The sequence below is a fragment of the Streptomyces sp. YIM 121038 genome, assembly GCF_006088715.1.
In the GTDB taxonomy this organism is placed as follows: domain Bacteria; phylum Actinomycetota; class Actinomycetes; order Streptomycetales; family Streptomycetaceae; genus Streptomyces.
In genome coordinates this window covers 9,530,540-9,552,720 of record NZ_CP030771.1, presented here as the reverse complement: position 1 = coordinate 9,552,720, position 22,181 = coordinate 9,530,540, and the positions used below count along the sequence as shown (strand labels likewise).

At 73.3% G+C, this 22,181-nt stretch carries 23 protein-coding genes and 1 pseudogene; 16 read left to right on the top strand and 8 right to left on the bottom strand.

Features of this window, described 5'->3' with window-relative positions; all coding sequences use genetic code 11:
- Positions 1-50: 50 nt before the first annotated feature.
- The 5 genes from C9F11_RS40350 to C9F11_RS40330 form a co-directional block, all read right to left on the bottom strand.
- Positions 51-1,331: an MFS transporter gene (locus C9F11_RS40350; RefSeq protein WP_138965196.1), complete on the bottom strand. Its 1,281-nt coding sequence runs from the start codon at positions 1,329-1,331 to the stop codon at positions 51-53.
- Positions 1,328-2,413 carry a PLP-dependent cysteine synthase family protein gene (locus C9F11_RS40345; RefSeq protein ID WP_249402085.1) on the bottom strand — a complete coding sequence of 362 codons (1,086 nt, stop codon included), beginning with the start codon at positions 2,411-2,413 and terminating at the stop codon, positions 1,328-1,330. Before C9F11_RS40345 ends, C9F11_RS40350 begins: the two co-directional genes overlap by 4 nt.
- A 141-nt stretch (positions 2,414-2,554) precedes the next feature.
- On the bottom strand, positions 2,555-2,986 hold the full coding sequence (locus tag C9F11_RS40340) for a hypothetical protein (protein WP_138965191.1): 432 nt from the start codon (positions 2,984-2,986) through the stop codon (positions 2,555-2,557).
- Positions 2,987-3,211: 225 nt separating this feature from the next.
- Positions 3,212-3,673 (bottom strand): hypothetical protein, encoded by a 462-nt coding sequence (locus tag C9F11_RS40335; protein WP_138965190.1) that lies wholly within the window; start codon positions 3,671-3,673, stop codon positions 3,212-3,214.
- Positions 3,674-3,778: 105 nt separating this feature from the next.
- Positions 3,779-4,351: a GNAT family N-acetyltransferase gene (locus C9F11_RS40330; RefSeq protein WP_138965188.1), complete on the bottom strand. Its 573-nt coding sequence runs from the start codon at positions 4,349-4,351 to the stop codon at positions 3,779-3,781.
- Between the two features lie 468 nt (positions 4,352-4,819).
- Here C9F11_RS40330 and C9F11_RS40325 point away from each other — a divergent pair, with 468 nt between their 5' ends.
- The 11 genes from C9F11_RS40325 to hemC all read left to right on the top strand — a co-directional run bounded on the left by C9F11_RS40325 (position 4,820) and on the right by hemC (position 14,858).
- Positions 4,820-5,065: a hypothetical protein gene (locus tag C9F11_RS40325; protein WP_138965186.1), complete on the top strand. Its 246-nt coding sequence runs from the start codon at positions 4,820-4,822 to the stop codon at positions 5,063-5,065.
- 43 nt (positions 5,066-5,108) lie between these two features.
- Positions 5,109-5,624: a DUF6174 domain-containing protein gene (locus tag C9F11_RS40320; RefSeq protein ID WP_138965184.1), complete on the top strand. Its 516-nt coding sequence runs from the start codon at positions 5,109-5,111 to the stop codon at positions 5,622-5,624.
- Between the two features lie 131 nt (positions 5,625-5,755).
- Positions 5,756-6,022: a hypothetical protein gene (locus tag C9F11_RS40315; protein ID WP_138965182.1), complete on the top strand. Its 267-nt coding sequence runs from the start codon at positions 5,756-5,758 to the stop codon at positions 6,020-6,022.
- A 177-nt stretch (positions 6,023-6,199) separates the two neighbouring features.
- Positions 6,200-6,487: a hypothetical protein gene (locus tag C9F11_RS40310; protein ID WP_138965180.1), complete on the top strand. Its 288-nt coding sequence runs from the start codon at positions 6,200-6,202 to the stop codon at positions 6,485-6,487.
- Positions 6,465-7,046: a sigma-70 family RNA polymerase sigma factor gene (locus C9F11_RS40305; RefSeq protein ID WP_138965177.1), complete on the top strand. Its 582-nt coding sequence runs from the start codon at positions 6,465-6,467 to the stop codon at positions 7,044-7,046. Before C9F11_RS40310 ends, C9F11_RS40305 begins: the two co-directional genes overlap by 23 nt.
- Positions 7,043-8,158, top strand: coding sequence for a hypothetical protein (locus C9F11_RS40300; RefSeq protein ID WP_249402084.1), 1,116 nt, complete (start codon positions 7,043-7,045; stop codon positions 8,156-8,158). The genes C9F11_RS40305 and C9F11_RS40300 overlap by 4 nt, the downstream gene beginning before the upstream one ends.
- A gap of 180 nt (positions 8,159-8,338) precedes the next feature.
- Complete coding sequence (locus tag C9F11_RS40295; RefSeq protein WP_138965175.1) at positions 8,339-8,824, top strand: TrkA C-terminal domain-containing protein; 486 nt, start codon at positions 8,339-8,341, stop codon at positions 8,822-8,824.
- A gap of 4 nt (positions 8,825-8,828) precedes the next feature.
- On the top strand, positions 8,829-10,109 hold the full coding sequence (locus tag C9F11_RS40290) for a cation:proton antiporter (RefSeq protein ID WP_249402083.1): 1,281 nt from the start codon (positions 8,829-8,831) through the stop codon (positions 10,107-10,109).
- A 210-nt stretch (positions 10,110-10,319) separates the two neighbouring features.
- Positions 10,320-11,906, top strand: coding sequence for an MFS transporter (locus C9F11_RS40285; RefSeq protein ID WP_138965173.1), 1,587 nt, complete (start codon positions 10,320-10,322; stop codon positions 11,904-11,906).
- A gap of 33 nt (positions 11,907-11,939) precedes the next feature.
- Entirely contained in the window at positions 11,940-13,529 is a 1,590-nt protein-coding gene (locus C9F11_RS40280; RefSeq protein WP_138965171.1) for an MFS transporter, read from the top strand.
- Between the two features lie 393 nt (positions 13,530-13,922).
- Positions 13,923-14,858: a hydroxymethylbilane synthase gene (gene hemC / locus C9F11_RS40275; RefSeq protein WP_138965169.1), complete on the top strand. Its 936-nt coding sequence runs from the start codon at positions 13,923-13,925 to the stop codon at positions 14,856-14,858.
- Positions 14,859-14,878: 20 nt separating this feature from the next.
- Here hemC and sigJ read toward each other — a convergent pair whose 3' ends face one another.
- Positions 14,879-15,757 carry an RNA polymerase sigma factor SigJ gene (gene sigJ / locus C9F11_RS40270; RefSeq protein WP_249402280.1) on the bottom strand — a complete coding sequence of 293 codons (879 nt, stop codon included), beginning with the start codon at positions 15,755-15,757 and terminating at the stop codon, positions 14,879-14,881.
- Positions 15,758-16,161: 404 nt separating this feature from the next.
- On the opposite strand from sigJ, the gene C9F11_RS40265 reads away from it, so the two are divergent.
- Positions 16,162-16,635, top strand: a complete 474-nt coding sequence (locus C9F11_RS40265) for a carboxymuconolactone decarboxylase family protein (RefSeq protein ID WP_138965165.1) — start codon at positions 16,162-16,164, stop codon at positions 16,633-16,635.
- A gap of 64 nt (positions 16,636-16,699) precedes the next feature.
- On the opposite strand, the gene C9F11_RS40260 is transcribed toward C9F11_RS40265, so the two are convergent.
- On the bottom strand, positions 16,700-17,086 hold the full coding sequence (locus C9F11_RS40260) for a hypothetical protein (protein ID WP_138965163.1): 387 nt from the start codon (positions 17,084-17,086) through the stop codon (positions 16,700-16,702).
- 409 nt (positions 17,087-17,495) lie between these two features.
- Between C9F11_RS40260 and C9F11_RS40255 the strand changes: the two are divergent.
- The 4 genes and pseudogenes from C9F11_RS40255 to C9F11_RS40240 form a co-directional block, all read left to right on the top strand.
- Positions 17,496-18,128: pseudogene (locus C9F11_RS40255) on the top strand (ATP-binding cassette domain-containing protein); the annotation flags it as partial.
- A gap of 158 nt (positions 18,129-18,286) precedes the next feature.
- A complete protein-coding gene (locus C9F11_RS40250) occupies positions 18,287-19,081 on the top strand; it encodes an ABC transporter permease (RefSeq protein WP_138965161.1) in 795 nt (264 codons plus the stop codon).
- Positions 19,082-19,098: 17 nt separating this feature from the next.
- Positions 19,099-20,496, top strand: coding sequence for a sensor histidine kinase (locus C9F11_RS40245; protein ID WP_138965159.1), 1,398 nt, complete (start codon positions 19,099-19,101; stop codon positions 20,494-20,496).
- 12 nt (positions 20,497-20,508) lie between these two features.
- Positions 20,509-21,153, top strand: a complete 645-nt coding sequence (locus C9F11_RS40240; protein ID WP_138965157.1) for a response regulator transcription factor — start codon at positions 20,509-20,511, stop codon at positions 21,151-21,153.
- Positions 21,154-21,193: 40 nt separating this feature from the next.
- Here the strand turns inward: C9F11_RS40240 and C9F11_RS40235 are convergent, their stop codons facing one another.
- Complete coding sequence (locus tag C9F11_RS40235; RefSeq protein ID WP_138965155.1) at positions 21,194-22,075, bottom strand: septum formation family protein; 882 nt, start codon at positions 22,073-22,075, stop codon at positions 21,194-21,196.
- Between the last annotated feature and the right edge of the window lie 106 nt (positions 22,076-22,181).

Sequence of the window (22,181 nt, the reverse complement as noted above, 5' to 3'; positions counted from 1 at the left end):
GGGGGCAGGCGTCAGACGACGTCTGCCCCCGTCCGCCACGGGTCAGTGGGTCAGGCCGCCGCGGGCCGCGGCGCGGGCGGCGCCAATCGGCCAGTGCGGTGCAGGCCGTACAGCGCGCTCGCGCAGCCGAGGCCGAGTGCGAGCAGCGCGGCCCAGGGCAGCGCGGGGAGCCCCGCCTCGCGGGCGGCGTCCAGGGCGGCGCCGGTGAGGAGGTTCCCGAGCGTGATGCCGACTCCGCAGACCGTGTTGTAGAGGCCGTAGTGGGTGGCGACGAGACGATCGCCGCAGAGGCGGACGATGGTGTCCATCTCGAACGGGTAGGCGATCATCGTGCCGAGGGCCAGGAGCAGTGCCGCGAGCGCGGGCGGCACGGCGGCCAGGGCCCACAGCCCGATGCGTGACCCGGGCACGGGCAGCGCGGTGGCGAGGAGCAGCGGCACGAACGCGACGCCCATCACCGCGAGGCCCCTGACCAGGGCTTCACCGGGTTCGTAGCGGGCCTTGCACCAGGCGGTGACCTTGGTCTGGCCGACGATGGTGCTCAGTCCGCTGACGGCGAAGAGCGCCGCCACCGCCACGGTGCCGAACTGCCCGTCCCCGCCGACCCTGCGCACGTCCAGGGGCAGCGCCAGATAGACCTGGAAGGACAGGACGTACGAGCCGATCATGGCGGTGGAGAACAGCAGGAACGGCCGGTTGGTGAGGATGCCCCGCCACTGGGTGAGCACGCGCTCCCCCGCGCCCTGGGCGCGCTGTCCGCCGCGGACCGGCAGGGCACGGATCTGCACCACGGAGAGCAGGGCGAAGATCGCGGCCGCCACCAGGCAGGTGATGCGGAAGTCGACCCCGGTGAGGACCATGCCGACCAGCGGGCCCAGCAGGATCCCGGCCTGGTAGAAGACGTTGAACAGCGCGAACGCCTCGACCCTGCGCTCCCCCGCGTCCACCGCGAGGTACGCGCGCACCGCCGGGTTGAACAGCGCGCCCGCGAGCCCGGTGGCGGCCGACGCGGCGAGCAGCGCGGGCAGCGAGTCGACCAGGCCGAGCGTCGCGAAGCCCACCGTCCGCAGGACGCAGCCCGCGACGATCAGGGGTTTGTAGCCGAACCGGTCGGCGAGCGTGCCGCCGACCAGGAACATGCCCTGCTGGCTGAAGTTGCGTACGCCGAGGACAAGGCCGACGAGCCAGCCCGCCAGGCCGAGCGTGCCGGAGAGGTGGGCGGCCAGATAGGGCATCAGCATGTAGAAGCCGAGGTTGATGGTGAACTGGTTCACCATCAGCAGCTGGACGCTGCGCTCGTAGGACCGCAGTTGGACGAGGGTGGCTTTCACCGGCCCGCCTCCGGCCGCGCGGTCAGGGTCAGCGGGTCGACGACCTCGGCGCACCGGGTCCAGCGGTGCACCTCCTTCTCGTCGGCGCGGCCGATGACCTCCGGTTCGGCGGCCGGCGGGCTGTCGAGCAGGCCGTGCCGCGCGCAGTAGTCGTCGTCGTACACGGTGCTGAGGTAGCGCTGCGGTCCGTCGGGGAAGATCGCGGCGATGCGGGTGTGGGCGGGCAGGGTGCGGGCGAGCCAGCCCGCGACGAGCGCGACGGCGCCGACGCTCCAGCCGCCGGTGGCGTAGTGGGAGGCGGCGAGGCGGCGGCAGGTCCACACGGCCTCGTGCGGGGCGACCCAGTGGACCTCGCGGAAGGTGTCGTAGGCGACGTTGCGGGGGTAGATGCTGGAGCCGAGGCCGCGCATGACGCGGGTCCGGGCGGGCTGGCCGAAGATGGTCGAGCCGATGGTGTCGACGCCGACGATCTCGATGTCCGGGTACAGCTGGCGCAGCACGCGGCCGACGCCCGCGGAGTGGCCGCCGGTGCCGACGCTGCACACGAGGACGTCGATGTGGCCGAGCTGGGCGGCCAGTTCGAGGCCGAGCGGGGTGTACGCGCTGGTGTTGTCGGGGTTGTTGTACTGGTCGGGGCACCACGAGCCGGGGTGGGCGCGCAGCAGTTCGGTGACGCGGTCGCGGCGGGCCTGTTGCCAACCGCCGGTGGGGTGCGGCTCCGCGACGATGTCGACGCTCGCTCCATAGGCGGTGAGCAGGCGCGTCATGGACGGTTCGAGGCCGGGGTCGGTGACGAGGGTGACGGGGTGGCCGTGGACCATTCCGGCCAGGGCGAGGCCGAGGCCGAGGGTGCCGCTGGTGGACTCGATGATCCGGCCGCCGGGGCGCAGTTCGCCCCGGGCGCGGGCCCGCTCCACCATGTGCAGGCCGGGCCGGTCCTTGATGCCTCCGGGGTTGAAGCCTTCCAGCTTCGCCCAGAAGCCGTGTCCGGCGGGTGCGAGGGGCTCGGACACGCGCAGCAGCGGTGTGTCCCCCACGAGGGCCGACAGGGCGGAACGGTCGGTGGTCCTGGCGATGTTCATCGGTGACTGCATCTCTTTCGCTCTCGCTCGACGAATGCGCGGTGCGTGTTCATCTCGCGTCGCGGTCTCGCGGCGGACGGGCGGTCCGTGTCCGCGGGGCCGCGGGCGCGGCAGCCGGGGGTGCGGCTGCGGGCGGGCGGTCTAGATGCGCCACCGGGCCGTGCGGACGAGAGTCGTCCGGCCCGTTCGTGTTCTTCGTCGCCGCTGTGCCGCGCGGGGCCCCGGCGCCACGAGCACCACCCAGGCCGCCGCGGCGGTGAGGGCTCCCGCTCCGGCGGGCGGGGGGTCCGCCGCCGGGGCGGCGGGGGTGCGCAGGGGGCCGTCCGGGGCGCACTCCTCGGACCCGTGGTGCTGGTGAGGGCTGTGCGGGGCGGCGTCTCCCGCACTGGCAACGGCGGTGGTGGCCACGACGAGCGGGCGCTGGGGCCCGTGGTTCTCGTCCAGCGGTCCGTGGACGAGGGCGCACAGCACCATGACGGCGAGCAGGGCGCCGCGCACGAGCACGGCGATCCTGCGCCGCCACGGTGTGCGCCGCCTTCGGGGGCAGGCGGGCACGCGGGGGGTTACGGACACGGGTCCTCCGGTCGTGCGCCTCCTCGACGGCGGCGGCCGTGCAGGGGGCGACGACGGATGTGAGTGGGGGGTGGGGGGAGCGAGCGGCCTCCGGCGACGGCCGCTCCCGCCGTCCGCGGACGGACAACTGCCGCACCCGCCGTCCGCGGACGGACACACGGACAGACACACGGGTGGACGGGCAGACGGACGGGCGGAGGGTGGGCCGGGGCCGGGCGTCGCGGGTTAAACCTGTTGGACCACGGATGACTTGAGGGCCACGGAGGGTGCGAGCGCGTACGCGTACGCGCCCGTGGCGCGGCTCGCGGGCGGGCGCCCGGAAGCGCCCTGCTGCCCGACCGAGGCGGCCAGGCCGGGCGCCGTGAGGGCCGGTCCCTGTGCGGGCTGCCCCGAGGCGCACTGCTCGTCCGGGTGCACGGAGCCGTGCTCCCCGTGGCAGCCGTCGTCCGCGGCCAGGGCGGCCGCCTCGGCCGCGGCCGCGGGCGCGTCCACGGCCGGGCCCGTCACGGACACGGCGCTGGTGGCCAGGTGCGCCCCGGCGTTGTCGGGGCTCGCCCCGTGCGCGAGGGCCACGGCGAACAGCAGCGCGGCGAGCGCCAGGAGCCGCAGCAGCGGACCCGTCGCACCACGGGGTTCCGCGCCAGCACGGTCCCGCGCCGTGCGCCGGGGTGACCAAGCCGTAACCACGCCGTGATCCTAACCAGCTCTCGGGGCCGCTCCGTCAACTCCCCCGAAACAACGTCATCGCGCCAGGCAAATGACCGAATCCCCTCCGCGGCGGCGCCCGGCCCGTCAGCGCAGGTCGAGCCGCATGACGACCCGGGGGTGCCCGGCGAGCACCGAGGTGGTGTCGGCGGCGTGGGTGAACCCGGCGCGTTCGAAGTTCCTGCGGATCCCGGCGTAGGCCATCGTGAGGTCGACCCGCGCGTCGCCGTTGTCGAGCGGGTACGCCTCGATCGCCGGCGCGCCCCGGTCACGGGCGAACGCGACGGCACCGGCGATCAGGGCGTGCGAGACGCCCTGCTTGCGGTGGCCGGGGCGGACGCGCAGGCACCACAGCGACCACACCGGCAGGTCGTCGACGTACGGGATCTTCCGGCTGCGGGCGAACGAGGTGTCCGTGCGTGGCGCCACGGCGGCCCAGCCGACCGGCTCGTCACCGTCGTAGGCGATCACCCCGGGCGGCGGGTCGGCGCGGCACAGCTCGGCGACGTACGCGCCCCGGGCGGGCCCGCGGAGTTCGTTGTTGAGCTTGGACGGGATCCGATAGCTCAGGCACCAGCAGACGTTCGCCCCCGGCGCCTTCGGACCGACCAGCGCGCGGACGTCCTCGTACACGGATGCCGGACGCACCTTGATGACCATGGCACCACGATGTCACGGCACCGGCAGGCGGGCGTGATACGGGCGAACTCGGCGCGGGGAACGGGCACGATTCCGGTCCGGCAGCGCTCCCGTCCTCCCTCTGAACACCGAGGATGAGAGCGCTCTCCCAGGCAGAAGCGGTCACAGAAAGCCCCCTCGCGGGCACGGTGTCCTCCCCGCCGAGCCGGTAGAAAGACATACGGCTGTCAGTTTCGAGTGGTTGCGGACGGCAGCACAGCCGCGCCGTCCCCCCGCTCGCCGCCACCGCGCTCGCGCGGCCCGGGTCGCCTACAGGTGCTGGAGACCTGGCAGCGCGAGGAAACGACGTCGGCGGCAGCGGACACGGCGTGCAGGGCGGTGACCGGGCGACGCCCGGTCACCGCCGCAGGCCGGGCTTGCCCGTTCCGGCCCGATCACCACCGTGGCAGCGCTACGCTCCGGGGCCCTCACACTGCCTCGGGGGGACCCATGCGCCGCTCCACGATCCTCATTCCCACCGGCGTTCTGGCCGTCGCCGGAGTCCTCACGGGGACCGTCCTCTGGCTCACCCCTCCCTCGTACGATTCTTCGTACGACGACCGCGTCCAGGACTGCGCCCACGCGCTCCGCGAGCGGAACGACGCGGGGGCCGAGGGGCGCCCGGAGGTCTGCGAGGGCGTGAAGCGGAAGGACTACGCCGCGCTGGTCGCCGATGTCGGACACGAACGTTCCTGACCCCGGCGGCGTCATAGCGGTATCCGTCGTCGAAAGGGCCGACATGACCGCCGCGCGTCCTGGTGTTCCCGTCCGCTTCGTGGCCTTCGCCGTGCTGGTCGTGGGGGTGGGGGGCACGACCGCCGCCTGTGGGGACGAGCCCGCCGCGCTCGTCGGGAAAGCGGGGCCCGCGGCTGCCGCGCCATCGGGCGGGGGTGACTGGGAGGAGCCGTCCTCGTACGCGTACACGCTCAGGTCCGGTGCGGGCGAGCGGGCGCTGATCGGGACGTTCCGCGTGACGGTGCGCGCCGGGAAGGTGAGCGAGGCGGTCGGCCTGGACGACAGCGGGCGCCGCGTCGTCAAGGAGCTGCCGGAGCAAGTGCCCACCATCGGCGAGCTGTTGGAGGAGGTCGAGCAGGCCAGGCGCGAGAAGGCGCACACGGCCGAGACCGAGTACGCGGCCGACGGGCATCCGGCGCGGATCACCCTGGACTGGGAGGAGGAGGCGATCGACGACGAGGCCCTGTACGTCATCAGCGCCTACGAGCCGCTCAGTGGCGCGACGCGGCCAAACGGGTGACGAACGGTCACCTTTGCGGCCGAGGAACGGTTACGGGTTGCGGCAGGGCGAGATGAGTGTCCGACCTCGACGCTCCGACGGCATGGCCGTCGCGTTCCGCAGGCCGCCACTGCCGGGAAGGAAGAACGATCGTGAAGATCGCCAAGGCCGCCTTCGGTGTCGTCGGCGTCGCGATGGCCCTCGGGGCCGTCACTCCCGCCGTCGCCGCCGAACCGCTGGGCGGAGGACAGCAGTTGCTGGACACCGCCGTCACCGGGAACAAGACCCCGCTCGACGCCGTCGACGTGAAGAAGGTCGTCGGCACCGTGGACGAGACCGCGGGGAAGCTGAAGAAGGCCGACGCCACCAGGGCCGCAGGCAAGGTCGGCGAGGTCGCGAAGGGCGCGGGCGCCCTCTAGCACCTCCCGTGCGTGACGACGCGGCGTCCCGGGAAACCGGGGCGCCGCGTCGTGCTGTGCTCACCCTCGACCGTCGCTGGGGGTGACCAGCGTCTTGTCACAACTCCCCGCTACAGGGCCACTGTTGAGCGTGCGGCGCCGCGCGGTGGCGGCGCGGAGACGAGAAAGGGCACGCGAGTGGATCCTGTGGTGGCCGGGGCAGTGGCGACGGTGCTCGTCAGTGTCGTCAGCGGTGTGGTGAAGACAGTCCGCCAGTGGCTCGACAGGGAGGTGGAGCTGGCGCGCATCACCCACGAGGCCCTGACCGAGCGGGTGCGCTGCACCGCTCCGTGGGCGTCGCTGCGGGAGTACCGCGACGGCCATCACGTACAGGTCGTCGCCGTGGCGCGGCAGACGGCCCGCCCCGGCCGTCCCTCGGCCCCGGTGATCGGGGGTGGCCGTCGTGGAGGAAGCCGCGAGCGCTGAGCTGAGTCCGCCACGGCCACTGGAGGCCGACGCGGTCGCGCTGCCCGGCCGGGAGCTGGCCGAGGAGCTGCACGAGACCGAGTACCCGGCCCTGGTGCGGTTCCTGCTGTTCCACGGGGCTTCCTGGAACGAGGCGCAGGACGCCGCGCAGGACGCGTTCACGCAGATGTGCGCGCCGGGCGTGGCCATCCGCCACCCCAAGGCCTGGCTGCGCACGGTGGCCTGGCGCTCGTGGGTGGCGCAGCACGTCAGCCTGGAGGACAGCTGCGCGGAGCCGCCGGAGCCGCGCGTGCTCGTGCGGTGGCAGACGCCCGCGCACGCGGCGGAGCTCGGTGAGGAGGCCCGGCACGTCACCGCCCTCCTGCTCGGCCTCCCCGCCAAGCAGCGGGCCGCGATGGCCTGGCACCTCGACGGGTTCACCACGCAGGAGAGCGCTCGCGCCATGGGGACGACCCAGGCCGCCGTCCGGCAGAACCTGGCGCGGGCCAGGGCCGCGCTGCGGGCGGGCCTCGGCCTGGAGGGCGTCGGCGTCGGCGACGTACACGAGGGGCAGCGATGAGCCACGACGGGGGCACGACGAACCGCGACGCGGGCACGACGAGCCACGGCCGGGCGTTCCCGAAGGGCCCCGGCCACGAGGGCACGCGCGAGGCCGACCGCGCGCTCGACGCCCTGCTGGCCGCCGCGCACCTCCGTGTCGGCATCGCCGTGCACGACCGGATCATGGGGCAGGGCGGCCCGCCCGAGCTCCGCGACCCCGACCTGGCCCTGGACCGGATGCTCGCCACCACGTACCGGCAGACCGAACTCGCCGTCACCACGCGGCTCGACCGGGAGAGCGCGGCCGCCGGGGAGCCGAGGGCGGCACAGGGGCCCGAGGCGCCCGCCGACAACGCGCTGCTGCGGCGGCCGGCGGCGGTGCGCCTCAAGTACCGTCTGGAGGCGCTGCGGATCGCCCATTCCTTCGGCCCCGTGGACCTTCTGGACTCCCTGCGGGCCGCGCTGCGCGAGGCGCGGTGCCTCGCGCAGCTCCTGGAGGCGGACACGGCGCCCGCCGGGGCGCACGAGTCCGTCCGCCGCCTGGCCGCGCGCCTCGCCCAGGTGCGGCTCCCGCCCGCGCCCCGGCGCCGCGCCTCGCCCGTGATCGGCAGGAGCTACCTGGCAGCCGTGGAGGACTTCCTCGCACCGGGAGCCGAACAGCTCGTCCGGGCGGTACGGGACGTACGGCTGCTGCTCGACGAGGAGCTCACGCCCTGCCTCACGGACGAGCCGGACGGGCCGGAGGAGCGGGACTGGCCGGAGGAGCGGGACGGGCCGGACGAACACGACAGGACGGGCGAGCACGCCGCCGTGCCCGGCTACCCCCTCGGCGCCGACGTCGTGGCGCAGGACCTCGTGGACGACCTGGCCGACGCCCATGACCAGGCCGTGACCCTCTGCCGCGCGATCAGCGACGTGGAACGGGCCAGCACGGACTTCGTCGGAGCCGACCTGCGGGACGCCAGGCTGGACGGCGTACAGCTGGAGGGCATCAAGTGGGACGCGGCCACCGCGTGGCCCTCGGAGTGGGAGCCGCTGATCCGGCGGGCGTCGCTGCCGGTCGGCGGGGAGCGGGGCGTGCTGGTGGTCGCGGCGGAGCCGCACGACAGCGTGGTGTCCGCCGACGCCTAGCCCCGCCGCGGGGGCGCGGGGCCCGCGACGGCGCGGGCCCCCGCACCCGCGCCCGCACCGGCCACGACCCCGCCCATGACCTCCCTCCGCGTACCACCAAGTACCGGCCAAGGATCGGCAAAATCCGGACCGATAGGGTGGCATGAACACGAAGTCGCCCACCAGCACCAAGGGAGAGCTGTGTCCGCTTCACGTTTGAGCCGCACCCCGTTGCCCGGCATCGGAACGCGCTACGACCTCGCCACGCGTGAGCAGCGACGGCTGTCCGTCGTGGCGCACCGGGACGGCGGGCGCACGCTCAGCGCCTACCGGTCCGACGACCCGGACGCCTGCGCGCTGTCGCTCCGGCTCACCTCGGGCGAGGCGGCGGCGCTCGGTGACGCGCTGCTGCCCGCGCCGCAGTGCTCCACGGTGCTGCACACCACCGACCTCGGCCTGGTCGCCGAGCGCGTCGAGATCGCGGGCAGCTCGCACTGGAACGGGCGGCTGCTCGGCGACACCCGGCTGCGCACCGAGACCGGCACGTCGGTCGTGGCGGTGCTGCGCCGGGCGGAGGCCATTCCGTCGCCCGCGCCGGACTTCCGGCTCGCGGGCGGGGACACGCTCATCGTGATCGGCACCCGCGAAGGCGTGGAGAGCGCCGCGACGATACTCGGCAGGGAGTGAGCGCGTGCATTCTGCTGTCCTACTGATCGAGTTCGGCGCCATCATCCTCGCGCTCGGCCTGCTCGGGCGGGTCGCCGGGCGGTTCCAGTTCTCCCCCATCCCGCTGTACCTCCTCGCCGGGCTCGCGTTCGGCACCGGCGGCGTGCTGCCGCTCGGCGCCAGCGAGGAGTTCGTCGCCATCGGCGCCGAGATCGGCGTCATCCTGCTGCTCCTCATGCTCGGCCTGGAGTACACGGCCAGTGATCTGGTCAGCAATCTCAAGACGCAGTACCCGGCCGGGATCGTCGACTGCGCGCTCAACGCGGTGCCGGGGGCGGCCGCCGCCCTCCTGATGGGGTGGGGTCCGGTCGCCGCGGTCGTCCTCGCCGGAGTCACCTGGATCTCGTCCTCCGGCGTCATCGCCAAGGTGCTCGGCGACCTGGGGCGGCTCGGCAACCGGGAGACCCCGGTGATCCTGAGCATCCTGGTCCTCGAAGACCTCGCCATGGCCGTCTATCTGCCCATCATCACGGCCCTGCTCGCCGGGGTCGGCTGGGCCGCGGGCAGCCTCACCCTCGCGATCGCCCTCGGCGCGGCGGGCGCCGTGCTCTTCGTCGCGGTGCGCTACGGCCGGCTCATCTCGCGGTTCGTCTCCAGCGACGACCCGGAGAAGCTGCTCCTGGTCGTCCTCGGTCTGACCATCCTCGTCGCGGGCATCGCCCAGCAGTTGCAGGTGTCCGCCGCCGTCGGCGCGTTCCTCGTCGGCATCGCGCTGTCGGGCGAGGCCGCCGAGGGCGCGCACACCCTCCTCGCGCCGCTGCGCGACCTGTTCGCCGCCGTGTTCTTCGTCTTCTTCGGCCTGCACACCGATCCGGCGAGCATCCCTCCGGTGCTCCTTCCCGCCCTCGCGCTCGCCGTCGTCACCGCCTGTACGAAGATCGCCACCGGGTACTGGGCCGCGCGGCGCGCCGGCATCTCCGTCAAGGGGCGCTGGCGGGCGGGCGGCGCGCTCGTGGCCCGCGGCGAGTTCTCCATCGTGATCGCCGGGCTCGCGGTCTCCGCGGGCATCGAGCCGTCACTCGGCCCGCTGGCCACGGCGTACGTCCTGATCCTGGTGGTGGCCGGGCCGCTCACCGCTCGCTTCGTGGAGCCCATCGCCGCCTTCGCGGGCGGCCTGTCCCGGCGCCGGGACGACCAGGTGCGGGAGCGGGAGTGCGCCCCCGCGGAGCGCTCCCCCGCCGAACGGCCCGACGAGCGCGCCCCGGTGGCCGAGCCGCGCGCCTCCGAGGTCATCGACGTGGACTGAGCGCCGCTCGACCGTAAGGCCGCCGGGGCCGGGGCGTGGCGGCACGCCCCGGCCCCGGCGGCCGTCCCTGCGCGCCGACGCCCCCGCGCACCGCCTCCGGCGTGCCGCTCCGGCGCACTCGGCCCCCTCCCCGCCCAGGTCGCGGCGGCTGCGCGGGGCGCTTAGCGTGTGACGGGGGTGTCTTTCGAGGTGGGGGGTCTGGAGGCCACCATGGACCACACGCCCGGCCCCGAGCCCGCGCCGCGGGACACCCCGGACCCGATACCCCACGGGGCGGAACCGATCGCCCATACGGCGGACCCGACGCCCCAGTCGGCCGTCCCGCCCCCGGCGCACACCGCGTACCACACGGGCGGCAAGCACGAGCACCGGTGGCTGATCCTCGCGGTCATCGCCATCGCGCAGCTCATGGTGGTCCTGGACGCGACGATCGTGAACATCGCGCTGCCGTCCGCCCAGCGCGACCTGGGCTTCACCGACGGCAACCGGCAGTGGATCGTCACCGCCTACGCCCTCGCCTTCGGCAGCCTGCTGCTGCTCGGCGGGCGCATCGCGGACCTGGTGGGCCGCAAGGCCGTGTTCATCGCGGGGCTCGCCGGGTTCGCGCTCGCCTCCGCGCTCGGCGGCGCCGCGACCAGCTTCACCATGCTGGTGCTCGCCCGCGCCCTGCAGGGCGTGTTCGGCGCGCTGCTCGCGCCCGCCGCGCTCTCGCTGCTCACCACCACGTTCACGGACCCGCGCGAACGCGCCAAGGCCTTCGGCATCTACGGCGCCGTCGCCGGGTCGGGCGCGGCGGTGGGCCTGCTGCTCGGCGGCGTCCTGACGGAGTACCTGGACTGGCGCTGGTGCCTGTACGTGAACCTGGCCTTCGCCGCGGTCGCCATCGTCGGCGGCGCCCGGCTGCTGCACCCGGGGGCGCCGCCGGACCGGCCGAAGCTGGACGTGCCCGGCACGCTGCTGGTCTCCGCGGGCCTGTTCTGCATCGTGTACGGCTTCTCCAACGCCGAGACGCACTCCTGGGGCGACTGGATGACGTGGGGCTTCCTCGCCATCGGTGTCGTACTGGTCGCCGCGTTCGCCTGGTGGCAGACGCGGGCCGCGCATCCCCTGCTGCCGCTGCGGGTGGTGCTCGACCGGGACCGCGGCGCCTCCTTCCTCGCCATGTTCATCTCCGGCGCGGGCATGTTCGGCGTGTTCCTGTTCCTCACGTACTACATGCAGCAGATCCTCGGCTACACCCCGATCAAGACCGGTCTCGCGTTCCTGCCGATGGTCGCGGTGATGGTCGTGGTGTCCGTCCTCACGACCAACGTCTTCGTGCCGCGGTTCGGCGCCAAGCCCATCGTGCCGCTCGGCATGGGCCTTTCGGCGGCGAGCATGGTCTGGCTGACGGCGCTCGACACGACCAGTGGCTACGGGGCGCACGTGCTGCCGCCGCTCCTGGTCATGGGCCTCGGCCTCGGGCTCATCTTCGCCCCGGCGATGAGCATGGCCACCTCCGGCGTCGCCGCGCACGACGCGGGCGTGGCCTCCGCGATGGTCAACACCACCCAGCAGGTGGGCGGTTCCATCGGCACCGCGCTGCTCAACACCCTCGCCACCAGCGCCGCGACCAATTACCTGACCGGCAGGAAGCCGACGCCCGCCGTGCAGGCCCAGGCGCAGATGCACAGCTACGAGACCGCGTACTGGTGGTCGGCCCTCTTCTTCGCGATCGGACTGGTCGTTACGTTCGTCCTGTACCGCAGGGGCCGTCCCGCGGGCGGGCACCTGAGCGAAGGCGCGGTCCACATGTGAGCGGGCCCGCATGAGCAGGGAGAAGGGTGAGCGATGACAGCGGACTCCGCCCCCGAGCCCGCCTCCCCCGGCCCCTCTGCGGGACCACCTCCCCGGGGGCCGTCCGCGGACGACGACGCCGGTGTGGCCCTGGCCTCGCCGCGCGGCCGCTGGGTCCTCGCGTGCGCGGTGCTGGCCTCCGGGATGGCGATGCTGGACGGCACGGTCGTCAACGTCGCCCTGCCGACCCTCGGCCGCGACCTGGACGCGTCGATCTCCGGCCTCCAGTGGGTGGTCAACGCCTACATGCTGACGCTGTCCGCGCTGCTGCTCCTCGGCGGCGCGCTCGGTGACCGCATCGGGCGCCGGCGCACGCTCGTCATCGGCGTGGTGTGGTTCGCGCTGGCCTCCGCGCTGTGCGGGCTCGCCCAGGACGCGGGCACGCTGATCGCCGCGCGCGCCCTGCAAGGCGTGGGCGGCGCCCTGCTCACTCCCGGCTCCCTGGCCCTGGTGCGGTCCTCGTTCCGGCCCGGCGACCAGGCCAAGGCGGTGGGTGCCTGGTCGGGGCTCGGCGGCGTCGCGGGGGCGGTGGGGCCCTTCCTCGGCGGCTGGCTGATCGACGGGCCGGGCTGGCGCTGGATCTTCCTCATCAACATCCCGCTGGCCGCCGTGGTCCTCCTGGCGGCCCGGCACGTGCCGGAGAGCCGCGACGAGCACACCGCCACCCAGCGGTTCGACGTGCCGGGCGCCGTACTCGCGGCGCTGTTCCTGGCGGGCGTGAGCTTCGCGCTGATCGGCGCGTCCGGCGACGCGTCGGTCGCCGCCGCCGTCCTGCCGGGGATCGGCGGCCTGCTCGCGGGCGCCGCCTTCCTCGCCGTCGAGCACCGGCGCCGCGACCCGATGCTGCCGCTCGGCCTGTTCCGCTCCCGCCTGTTCTCGGCGGCGAACGTCATGACGCTGTGCCTGTACGCCGCCATCGGCGGCATCCTGTTCCTGCTGCCCGTCCAACTGCAGACGACGCTCGGCTACGACGCGTTGCGGGCGGGCACGGCGACGCTGCCCATCACCGTCCTGATGCTGCTCCTGTCGGCGTCGGCGGGCGACCTGGCCCGCCGCGTCGGACCGCGTCTGCCCCTCACCCTGGGCCCGCTCGTCGCGGCCGCCGGGGTCCTGCTGATGCTGCGGATCGGCCCCCACTCCTCGTACGCCACCGACGTGCTGCCCGCGGTCGTCGTCCTCGGCGTGGGCATGAGCGTGTTCGTGGCACCCCTGACGGCGACGGTCCTCGCCTCGGTGGACGCCTCCCGGGCCGGGCTCGCCAGCGGCGTCAACAACACGGCCGCGCGCATCGCCCAACTCCTCGTGGTCGCGGCCCTGCCGCTCGCCGTGGGCCTGAGCGGCACGGCGTACGCGGATCCCGACGCGCTGGACACGGCCTTCGGCAAAGCGGCGTGGGGCTGCGCGGGCCTGTTCGTCCTCGCGGCGCTCGCGGCGGTGGCCTTCGTCCGGCCGCGCCCCGCGGACTGGCACGCCGAGGCGGGCAACGAACCGCACTGCAAGGCCAATGTCGCGGTGTCGGCGCCGCCGTTGGAGCCGGGCGTGTGCGGCGGCGAGGGCGACGAGCGCGGCCCGCGGCCCACGTGAGAGGGGCGGACGGCGCGGGCCCGCGTACGCGGTCCCTGTGCGGATCCCCTACGCGGGCCCGTGTACGGGATCCGGACAGAGACCACGCGGGGCGGAGAGGTCCTGGCGTTCCTCGACAGCGGCCGGGGGGGCTCCGCGGGGCTTCCCTTACGACGACGGGGCCGGGCCACCGGCCCCCTTGGGGCTGCCGCGGTCCGAGGCCCCACGGCCCCCGGACCTGTCCGCCACCTGGATGGTTCTTCGGCGCGGGGTCCCGGCTCCCGGAGCGGCCGGGTCCGCGGCCCGGCGCCGCGAGAGCGGACGGCTCACGTCCGTCAATCGCCAGGTGCCGTAGCCCAGTTAGATGACGCGCCGGTGCCGGGGGCGTGACCGCGAGGGCCTATCGTGTACGTCATGTCCGCTCCCGAGCTGATCCGCATCGTCTCCCGCTCCTCCCCCATGGCCCTGGCCCAGGTCGAGCGCGTACGCACCGAACTCGCCGCCCTGCACCCCGGAGTCCGCACCGAGGTCCTGCCCGTGACGACCTCCGGGGACCGCTGGATGGGCGACCTGGCGCAGCTCGGCGGGAAGGGCGCGTTCACCAAGGAGGTCGACGCGGCACTCCTCGCCGGTGAGGCCGACCTCGCCGTGCACTGCGTGAAGGACGTGCCCGCGGACCGGCCGCTGCCACAGGGCACGACGTTCGCCGCGTTCCTCAAGCGGGACGACATCCGCGACGCGCTCATCCACCCCGACGGGCTCACGCTCGACCAGCTGCCGCAGGGCAGCCGCATCGGCACGTCGTCGGTGCGCCGCGTCGCCCAGCTCGCCGCGTCCCACCCGCATCTGACGTGCGTACCGATGCGCGGCAACGCGGGCCGCAGGCTGCAGAAGCTCGCGGCGGGCGAGGCCGACGCCCTGATGCTCGCCGTGTCCGGCCTGGAGCGGCTCGACTCGATGCACCTGGCGTCCGAGGTGCTGTCCGTGGAGACGATGTGCCCGCCGATCGGCGCCGGGATCCTCGCACTCCAGTGCCGCGAGGACGACGTCGCCACCATCGACCTGGTGAGCGGGCTCGGGGACCGTGACGCCTGGCGCGAGGCCACGGCCGAGCGGATGTTCCTGCACGTGCTCCAGGGGCACTGCAACTCGCCGATCGCCGGGTACGCCCGCTGCGACGCGGGGGGCGATCTGTCGCTGCGCGCACGGGTCTTCACGCCCGACGGCAAGCGGGTCCTCAACGCCCACGAGTGGGCGGGCCCCCTCGACCCCGCGACGCTCGGCACCTCGGTGGCCGTGACCCTGCTGCGGCAGGGGGCGCGGGAGCTGATCGACTCGATCGAGCACTGAGCCGCCGCCGGGCGCCCGCCTCAGCCCGTCGTCCAGGGCCGGAGCTTCTCGGGGTTGCGCACCGACCAGAAGCGCCTGATCCGGTCGCCCGCGAAGTCGAACGCCACTACCGAGGCGACAGCGCCTTCGTGCTCGATCACCAGGCCGGGCTCGCCGTTGACCGTCCGCTCCAGGATCGTCAGGTCCGGCACCCGGTTGATGATCATGACGAGCTGATGCGCGACGTGCTCGCTCCCCACGGTGAGCGGCACCGCGCTGACCAGGCCTCCGCCGTCGGCGACGCCCACGGCGTCGGGGTCGAGGAGCCCGATGAGGGCGCTGATGTCCTTGGCCTCCCACGCCTCCTTGAAGCTCCTGACCAACGCGGCGCGTTGTGCGGCCGGGGTCGGCGCGGGCGCGTCCGAGGCACGTATGCGGCGACGGGCCGACGAGGCCAGCTGGCGGCACGCCGCCGGTGTCCTGCCGACGATCTCGGAAACCTCGGCGAAGGAGTAGCGGAAGACGTCGTGCAGGATGAACGCCACCCGCTCGGCCGGAGTCATCGACTCCAGGACCACGAGGAACGCCATGTTCACCGACTCGTCGAGAGTGACCCGGTCGGCCGGATCGGCCGCCCTGCCGCCTGACCGCGCGTCGGCCCACTCCCTGTGGTCCGGCACCGGCTCCGGAAGCCACTGGCCCACATAGCTCTCGCGCCGGGCCCGCGCCGAGCCGAGCAGATCGAGGCAGACGCGGCTCGCGACCCTCGTCAGCCAGCCCCCGGGCGACACGATCTCGTCCCGCTGCTGCCGGGACATCGCGTACCAGCGGGCGTACGTCTCCTGTACGACGTCCTCGGCGTCGGCGAGGGAGCCGAGCAACCGGTACGCGACATTGATCAGCTGACGCCGCTCACTCATGATCGCGCTCAAGCCCGGGTCGAGCCTGTCGTCCTGGGACTCGTACGAGGTCGTCGTGGTGTCGCTGCTCCCGAGGCTCTCGCTGCTCGGGATGCACTCGCCGCTCGGGGTGCCCTCACTGCTCGGGGTGCTCATGGTGTCGCTGCTCCTCTGGCCGTCTCCGCCGTCATCCAGTCGACGCGGTCATCCATACGCCGCGGTCGTCCATACACCGCGGTCACCCATACGACGAAACAGCACGCCGAAATGTGAGATCGGCGCGGGGCCTCACATCTCCAGGGGCTGCCTCGTCGGAGGTGTGGAGCGAGCACGGCTCGTACCCGTGGGGCGCATTCGGTCCCGTGAACAGCGGCTCATCGACTCGGCGCGGCCCTACCTCAGCCGCGCCTACCTAGGAGATCACCATGGAACCCCGTCTCAACTTCCTCACCAACCCGGTCTCGGGCAACGCCCTCAAGCACCTCTCCGCGGCGGGCAGGGCACTCACGCAGTCCGCGCTGCCCGCCGCGACCCGGGAGTTGGTGGCGCTGCGCGCCAGCCAGATCAACGGCTGCGGCTTCTGCGCCGACATCCACACCAAGGAGGCCGCGCATGCCGGGGAGACCCCCACGCGCCTCAACCTGCTCGCGACCTGGCGGGATGCCTCGGTGTACACCGAGGCCGAGCGCGCCGCCCTGGAACTCGCGGAGCAGGGCACCCGCATCGCCGACGCCGCGGGCGGGGTCACCGACGAGGCCTGGGCCAACGCGGCCAAGCACTACGACGAGGACCAACTGGCCGCGCTGGTGGCGGAGATAGCCCTCATCAACGCCTTCAACCGCCTGAACGTCATCACCGCGAACCCCGGGGGCGACTACCAGGTCGGCCAGTTCGGCTGAGGCGGCCCGGGCGGGCGCGGGTCCGCGGCTGACGCCGGGGCCCCGCGTCCGCCCGGCCCCGGCGTCAGCGGATCGGCCGGAACGAGTAGTAGTGGTGGGACGGGTCGTTCCAGGAGAAGCCCGGGTCGACCAGTGCGGTCGCGCTGCCCGAGCAGTTGCTGGTGGGCCACAGGTGGACCCTGCGGTTGGTCTTGTTGGTCCCGCGGACGGCTCCGGCCGAGGACGTGTTGTAGCAGCGGCCGACCTCCGGGTCGAACTCGATGGTGCGCAGGCCGTTGCTGTCGTAGTACTCGAAGTAGCAGCTTCCGCCGCCGGGCGGCGGGCAGGCGGGTTCTCGGGCCTCGGCCGCCGCTTTCGACCCGGCCGCGCCGCCCGTCTGCGCGATGCCGGTGAGACCCAGCGCGAGGACGCAGGTCAGGGCGATGCGCAGGGTGGTCTTGGGGTACGTCATGGTTCGGCTCCTCGTGTCGCGAGCACGGTGTCCCGAGCACGCTCAGGTGCTCGCCGGTACTCGTCCGGACACCTCCGGATCGTGCGGTCCACGCCGTACGCCCGTCCATCACCCACACGAGCGGGAGCGGCGCACAGGGGGCTCGTTGGCCGGATCGTGCGGGTGTGGCGGCGGGGCCGGGGGGTGCGGTCGTCGTGGTGGTGGCCGTGGCTGCCGACGCTGTGGTCAGCGCCGCCGGGACCGGCGACCGCTTCGGCGCCACCGTGGTCGGCGCCGCCGTGGCCGGTCTCTGGGGGAAAACCCCCAGGTCAGTCGGAGGAAATCACCGTTCCTGCGGTGTTGGTGGGCGGCCTAGCGTGAGGGGTGTTGACCACGCCGGGCGCAGGCCGGGCTTGCCGCAGGAGTTGTGATGATCGAGGTCCAAGGACTCACCAAACGGTACGGGCCCACCACCGCCGTGGACGCCTTGAGCTTCGAGGTGCGCCCCGGAGCCGTGACGGGCTTCCTCGGGCCGAACGGCTCGGGCAAGTCGACCACGATGCGCATGATCATGGGCCTGGACAAACCCGACACGGGGTGGGCCCGGATCGCCGGACGTCCGTACGGCGAGCTGAGCTGGCCCCTGCGCGAAGTAGGGGCGCTTCTCGAAGCCCGCACGTTCCACCCGGGCCGCAGCGCGCGGGCGCATGTGGCGGCGCTCGCCGCGGGTGGTGGCATCGCGCGGGCGCGGGTGGACGAAGTGCTGGGCGTCGTCGGCCTGAGCGACGTCGCCGGGCGGCGTGCGGGGACGTTCTCGCTGGGCATGGCCCAGCGGCTGGGGGTCGCGGCCGCGTTGCTCGGCGATCCCCAGGTGCTCCTCTTCGACGAGCCGGTGAACGGCCTCGATCCGGAAGGTGTGCGCTGGATCCGGGAGTTGATGCGCTCCCTGGCCGCCGATGGCCGCACCGTCCTGTTGTCGAGCCACCTCATCAGCGAGATGGCACTCACCGCCGACCACCTGGTGGTGATCGGGCAGGGGCGGCTCCTCGCCGACACCTCGGTGCGGGAGCTCACCGCGCACGGCCGCTCCCTCGAAGAGGCGTTCTTCGCGTTGACCAGCGGCTCCGCCGAGTACCGCGGTGTCACCACCCCACCGCTCCCCAGCACCACCCAGCGGTGCCGCGGTGTCACCAAGCCCAGCGACACCGAGAGGAACCCGCGATGACCACCCTCATCACCACCGCGCACGCCTCCCCCGGGTACGGCTTCCGGCAGGCCGCCCGCATGGAGTGGGTCAAGCTGCGGACCCTCCGCTCGACGTTCTACGCGCTGCTGCTCACCGTGGTCGGCATGGTCGCGATCGGCGTGGTCACCATGGCCAACACCAAGGCGCCGTCGCCGGACAAGGCAGCCGCGTTCGACCCGACGAACAATGTCCTCGCGGGTGTCGCCCTGGGCCAGTTGCTCATCGGCATCCTCGGCGTCCTCATCATCACCGGCGAGTACTCCTCCGGGTCCATACGCTCCACGCTCGCCGCGATCCCGGACCGTCGGCTGCTGCTGACCGCCAAGGCGTCCGTGTTCGGCGGAATGGTGCTCCTGGTGGGCGAGGCCGTCGCGTTCCTGACGTTCTTCGCGGGACGTGCCGCGCTCGCCCAGGGGGTGCCGAGGCCGGGCATCGGAGACTCCGGCGTGCTGCGGGCCGTGCTGATGTCCGGCGCCTATCTGGCGATGATCGGCCTGATGGGCGTGGGAATCGGCGCGATCACCCGACACACCGCGAGCGCCATCGCCTCGCTCGTCGGCGTCACGTTCGTCCTGCCCGCGCTCATCGGCGGCATATCGGGCCCCACCGTCGCCAAGTACTTTCCGACCATGATCGCCGGTAACTCCCTCGCGGTCGCCAAGCCCGTCTCCGACATGCTCGCGCCGTGGACCGGGTTCACCGTTCTGTGTCTGTACACGGCCGTCGTCCTCGGTGTGGGTGCGCGGCTGCTGGCCCGACGCGACGCCTGACAGGGAAAATGATCACTATGCACGACTCCTGCAAGACCCCTTCGCGCTCACCCTCCCCCACCGCCCCGGCACGGTCCTTCCTCCTCATGGTGCTGCGGGCACCGCTGACCCGGCGCGCCGGGAGAGAAGTGGCGTACTGCCTGCTCGCCTTTCCGCTGGGTCTGGTGGGCGGTGTGGTCCTGACGGTGCTGCTCGCCCTGGGCGCGGGCCTGACGGTGTCACTGCTGGGCGCGGTCGTCGGCGTCCTGATCCTCGTCACGGGGGTGCGGCTGGCACGGGCCTTCGGCGGCGTGCACCGACGCATGGCCTCCGCGTTCCTCGGCGAGCGACTGCCGGCACTGGAGCCGCCGCATGCGGGCACGGGGCTCTTCGGACGGCTCGACGCGGGGCTGCGGGACGGCGCGGGCTGGCGGGCCGTGTCCTACGTCCTGGTGAAACTGCCGGTGAGCGCGCTCGGGATGTACGCGGTGCTGTGGTGGCTGACCGGTCTGGTCAATGTCACGGCTCCGCTGCGGTGGGCGGTCCTCGGACAGCAGCCGGGCCCCGGTGACGACGGCATGCCCGTCCTCACGCCCGTTCCGGCCGGTGGGCTCGCGGTGGACACCTTCGCCGGGACGTTCGGGGCCCTCGCGCTCGGCGTGGTGCTGCTGTTGCTCGCGCCCTGGCCGACACGTCTGGTGGTGGGGGCGGACCGCTGGCTGCTGCACGCCCTGCTGGGCACCAGTCAACTCGCCGACCGGGTACGTGACCTGGAGGAAACCCGTGCCCTCGCGGTCGACGACTCGGTGGCGCTGCTGCGCCGCGTGGAGCGCGACCTGCACGATGGGGCACAGGTCCGGCTCGTCGCGGTGGCCATGAGCCTCGACATGATCAAGGAGCGGCTCGGCCCACCGGGCACGGAGCACAGAACCGCTCTCACCGGCGACGGCGACTCCATCGACCTGGTCCGCGTACGGCAACTCGTGGACGGGGCCCATCGCAACGCCACGGAGGCGCTCACCGAGCTGCGCGACCTCGCCCGGGGGCTGCACCCGCCTGCGCTCGACGACGGCCTGCCGGACGCGCTCGCCACGCTCGCCGCCCGCAGCAGCATCCCCGTCGAGCTGACCACCGATGTGCCCCGGCGTCCCACCCCCGCCATCGAGACCATCGCGTACTTCTGCGCGGCCGAGCTGCTCACCAATGTGATCAAGCACAGCGGCGCCACACAGGCGATCCTCACGGTGGACGAGTGCCACGACGGGATGTTGCGGCTCCAAGTCGTCGACGACGGCCGGGGCGGTGCGACGATCGGCGCGGGCAGCGGGCTCACCGGACTCGTCCAGCGGGTACGGCCCGTCGACGGCCGACTGCTGGTCCACAGCCCCGAGGGCGGACCGACGACAGCCGTCGTCGAGCTGCCGATGCACGCGTGAGAGCATGCCGCCATGCGTGTAGTGATCGCCGAGGACGCCGCTGTGCTGCGGGAATTGCTGGCCCAGATGCTCATGGAGCGGGGCCATGAGGTGTGTGCCACCGTCGGTGACGCGGACGCGCTGCGCGGGGCGGTGGCCGAGCACCAACCGGACGTCACCGTCGTCGACATCCGGATGCCGCCGTCGCACACCGACGAGGGCCTGCGGGCCGCCATCGACATCCGCCGCACCCACCCGGGCACCGGGGTGCTGCTCTTCTCCCAGTACGTGGAGACGAAGTACGCCACACGGCTGCTCGCGGACGGCTCGGCGGGTGTGGGCTATCTGCTCAAGGACCGGGTGGCCAACGTCGCGGAGTTCACCGACGCCCTGGAGCGCGTGGCGGCGGGCGGCACCGCCCTGGACCCGGAGGTCGTCACCCAGCTCGCCGGGGCGAGCCACCGGGCGGCGGAGCTGGCGTCGTTGACCGAGCGGGAGCGGGAGGTCCTGAAGCTGATGGCGGAGGGCCGTTCGAACGCGGCGATCGCGCAGGCCCTCGTGGTGTCGGCGGGCACGGTGGAGAAGCATGTGGCGTCGGTCTTCGACAAGCTGGGGCTGCCCCCGTCACACGACCACAACCGTCGGGTGCTCGCGGTGATCCGCCATCTGCGGGCTTGACGGACCCTCAGCTTCGACGGGTCGGCCCCTGGCGGGCAGGTCAGTCGGAGGTGTAGAAGCCGGGTGCGTCCGTCGTGGCTGAGCCGTGCAGGGCTAGCTTCGAGCGTTCCATGAGGTAGCAGACGACGGGGCGGCCCAGGCTCCAAGACGTGCGGCTGACGGTGCCGGTGGTCCAGCTCAGCTCGTCCGTGCCGAGGTAGGCGGCGGTGAAGGCCGTGAAGCGCCGTGCGCACCACTGTCGCGCCTGGGCCTGGGCGAGGGCGTCCCCGGGGTAGGTGTCGGCTCGGTAGCGCGGGGCGGTGGCGAAGAGCTCGAAGTGGTGGGCTTCGTCGCAGTCGACGCGCAGCGCGGTGGAGCGGGCCTCGCGTCCGGCCACGCAGTCACCCACTTCGAGATCGGCCCAGCTGACCGGCGTACCGGAGGGGGTGACGAAGGGCCAGGGGCTGTCGGTGGCGGTGCCTGTCCCTGTGCCGGGATCCGTTTCCGTGCCCGGGTCCGTCTCCGTGCCGGGCGTGGTGTCGGTGTCGGAGGGGGTGTCGGTGTCCGCAGGTGTGTCGGTGTCCGACGAGGTGTCTCCTCCCCCTGCCGCCGCTGTGGTCGTGTCCGTGTCGGTGGGGGTGTGCGGCCCATGGGTGCGGTCGGGGAACGGGCCCACGCCCCATGCGGGCAGCCAGTCGTTCGGCAGGGCCTCGCGGCTGAGTGCGGCGGCCGCCGACGTGCCCAGAGCGAGCACCGCCACCAGCACGAGGGCGCCACGCCGCACGCGACGGCGGCGCGGGGTGGCGGAGCGGGCGCGGCCCGGTCCGTCCGCATGTCGTCCGGTGGGCGCGTCCGGCTCGGGGACCCAGGAGTACGGGATCTGGAACTCGCCCGGGTCCCGCGCGTAGGGGTCCCCCTGATGTCCCTGGCGCGGCGTGGCCATAGCCCGAGGGTGCCAGGTGGATGTCCCGCTGAGTACAACTCCGTGCGAATTCAGGGAAATTGACACATCCTGTTGCCCAACGGGGGCGTTTCGCGGGACATTGCCC

Excerpts from the sequence above, each read along its gene's own strand:
- C9F11_RS40285 (WP_138965173.1), top strand. The coding sequence starts at position 10,320 with ATGGACCACACGCCCGGCCCCGAGCCCGCGCCGCGGGACACCCCGGAC.
- C9F11_RS40300 (WP_249402084.1), top strand. The coding sequence starts at position 7,043 with ATGAGCCACGACGGGGGCACGACGAACCGCGACGCGGGCACGACGAGC.
- C9F11_RS40245 (WP_138965159.1), top strand. The coding sequence starts at position 19,099 with ATGCACGACTCCTGCAAGACCCCTTCGCGCTCACCCTCCCCCACCGCC.
- C9F11_RS40260 (WP_138965163.1), bottom strand. The coding sequence starts at position 17,086 with ATGACGTACCCCAAGACCACCCTGCGCATCGCCCTGACCTGCGTCCTC.
- C9F11_RS40280 (WP_138965171.1), top strand. The coding sequence starts at position 11,940 with ATGACAGCGGACTCCGCCCCCGAGCCCGCCTCCCCCGGCCCCTCTGCG.
- C9F11_RS40345 (WP_249402085.1), bottom strand. The coding sequence starts at position 2,413 with ATGAACATCGCCAGGACCACCGACCGTTCCGCCCTGTCGGCCCTCGTG.
- C9F11_RS40240 (WP_138965157.1), top strand. The coding sequence starts at position 20,509 with ATGCGTGTAGTGATCGCCGAGGACGCCGCTGTGCTGCGGGAATTGCTG.
- C9F11_RS40330 (WP_138965188.1), bottom strand. The coding sequence starts at position 4,351 with ATGGTCATCAAGGTGCGTCCGGCATCCGTGTACGAGGACGTCCGCGCG.
- C9F11_RS40250 (WP_138965161.1), top strand. The coding sequence starts at position 18,287 with ATGACCACCCTCATCACCACCGCGCACGCCTCCCCCGGGTACGGCTTC.
- C9F11_RS40235 (WP_138965155.1), bottom strand. The coding sequence starts at position 22,075 with ATGGCCACGCCGCGCCAGGGACATCAGGGGGACCCCTACGCGCGGGAC.
- C9F11_RS40320 (WP_138965184.1), top strand. The coding sequence starts at position 5,109 with ATGACCGCCGCGCGTCCTGGTGTTCCCGTCCGCTTCGTGGCCTTCGCC.
- hemC (WP_138965169.1), top strand. The coding sequence starts at position 13,923 with ATGTCCGCTCCCGAGCTGATCCGCATCGTCTCCCGCTCCTCCCCCATG.
- C9F11_RS40325 (WP_138965186.1), top strand. The coding sequence starts at position 4,820 with ATGCGCCGCTCCACGATCCTCATTCCCACCGGCGTTCTGGCCGTCGCC.
- C9F11_RS40265 (WP_138965165.1), top strand. The coding sequence starts at position 16,162 with ATGGAACCCCGTCTCAACTTCCTCACCAACCCGGTCTCGGGCAACGCC.
- sigJ (WP_249402280.1), bottom strand. The coding sequence starts at position 15,757 with ATGAGTGAGCGGCGTCAGCTGATCAATGTCGCGTACCGGTTGCTCGGC.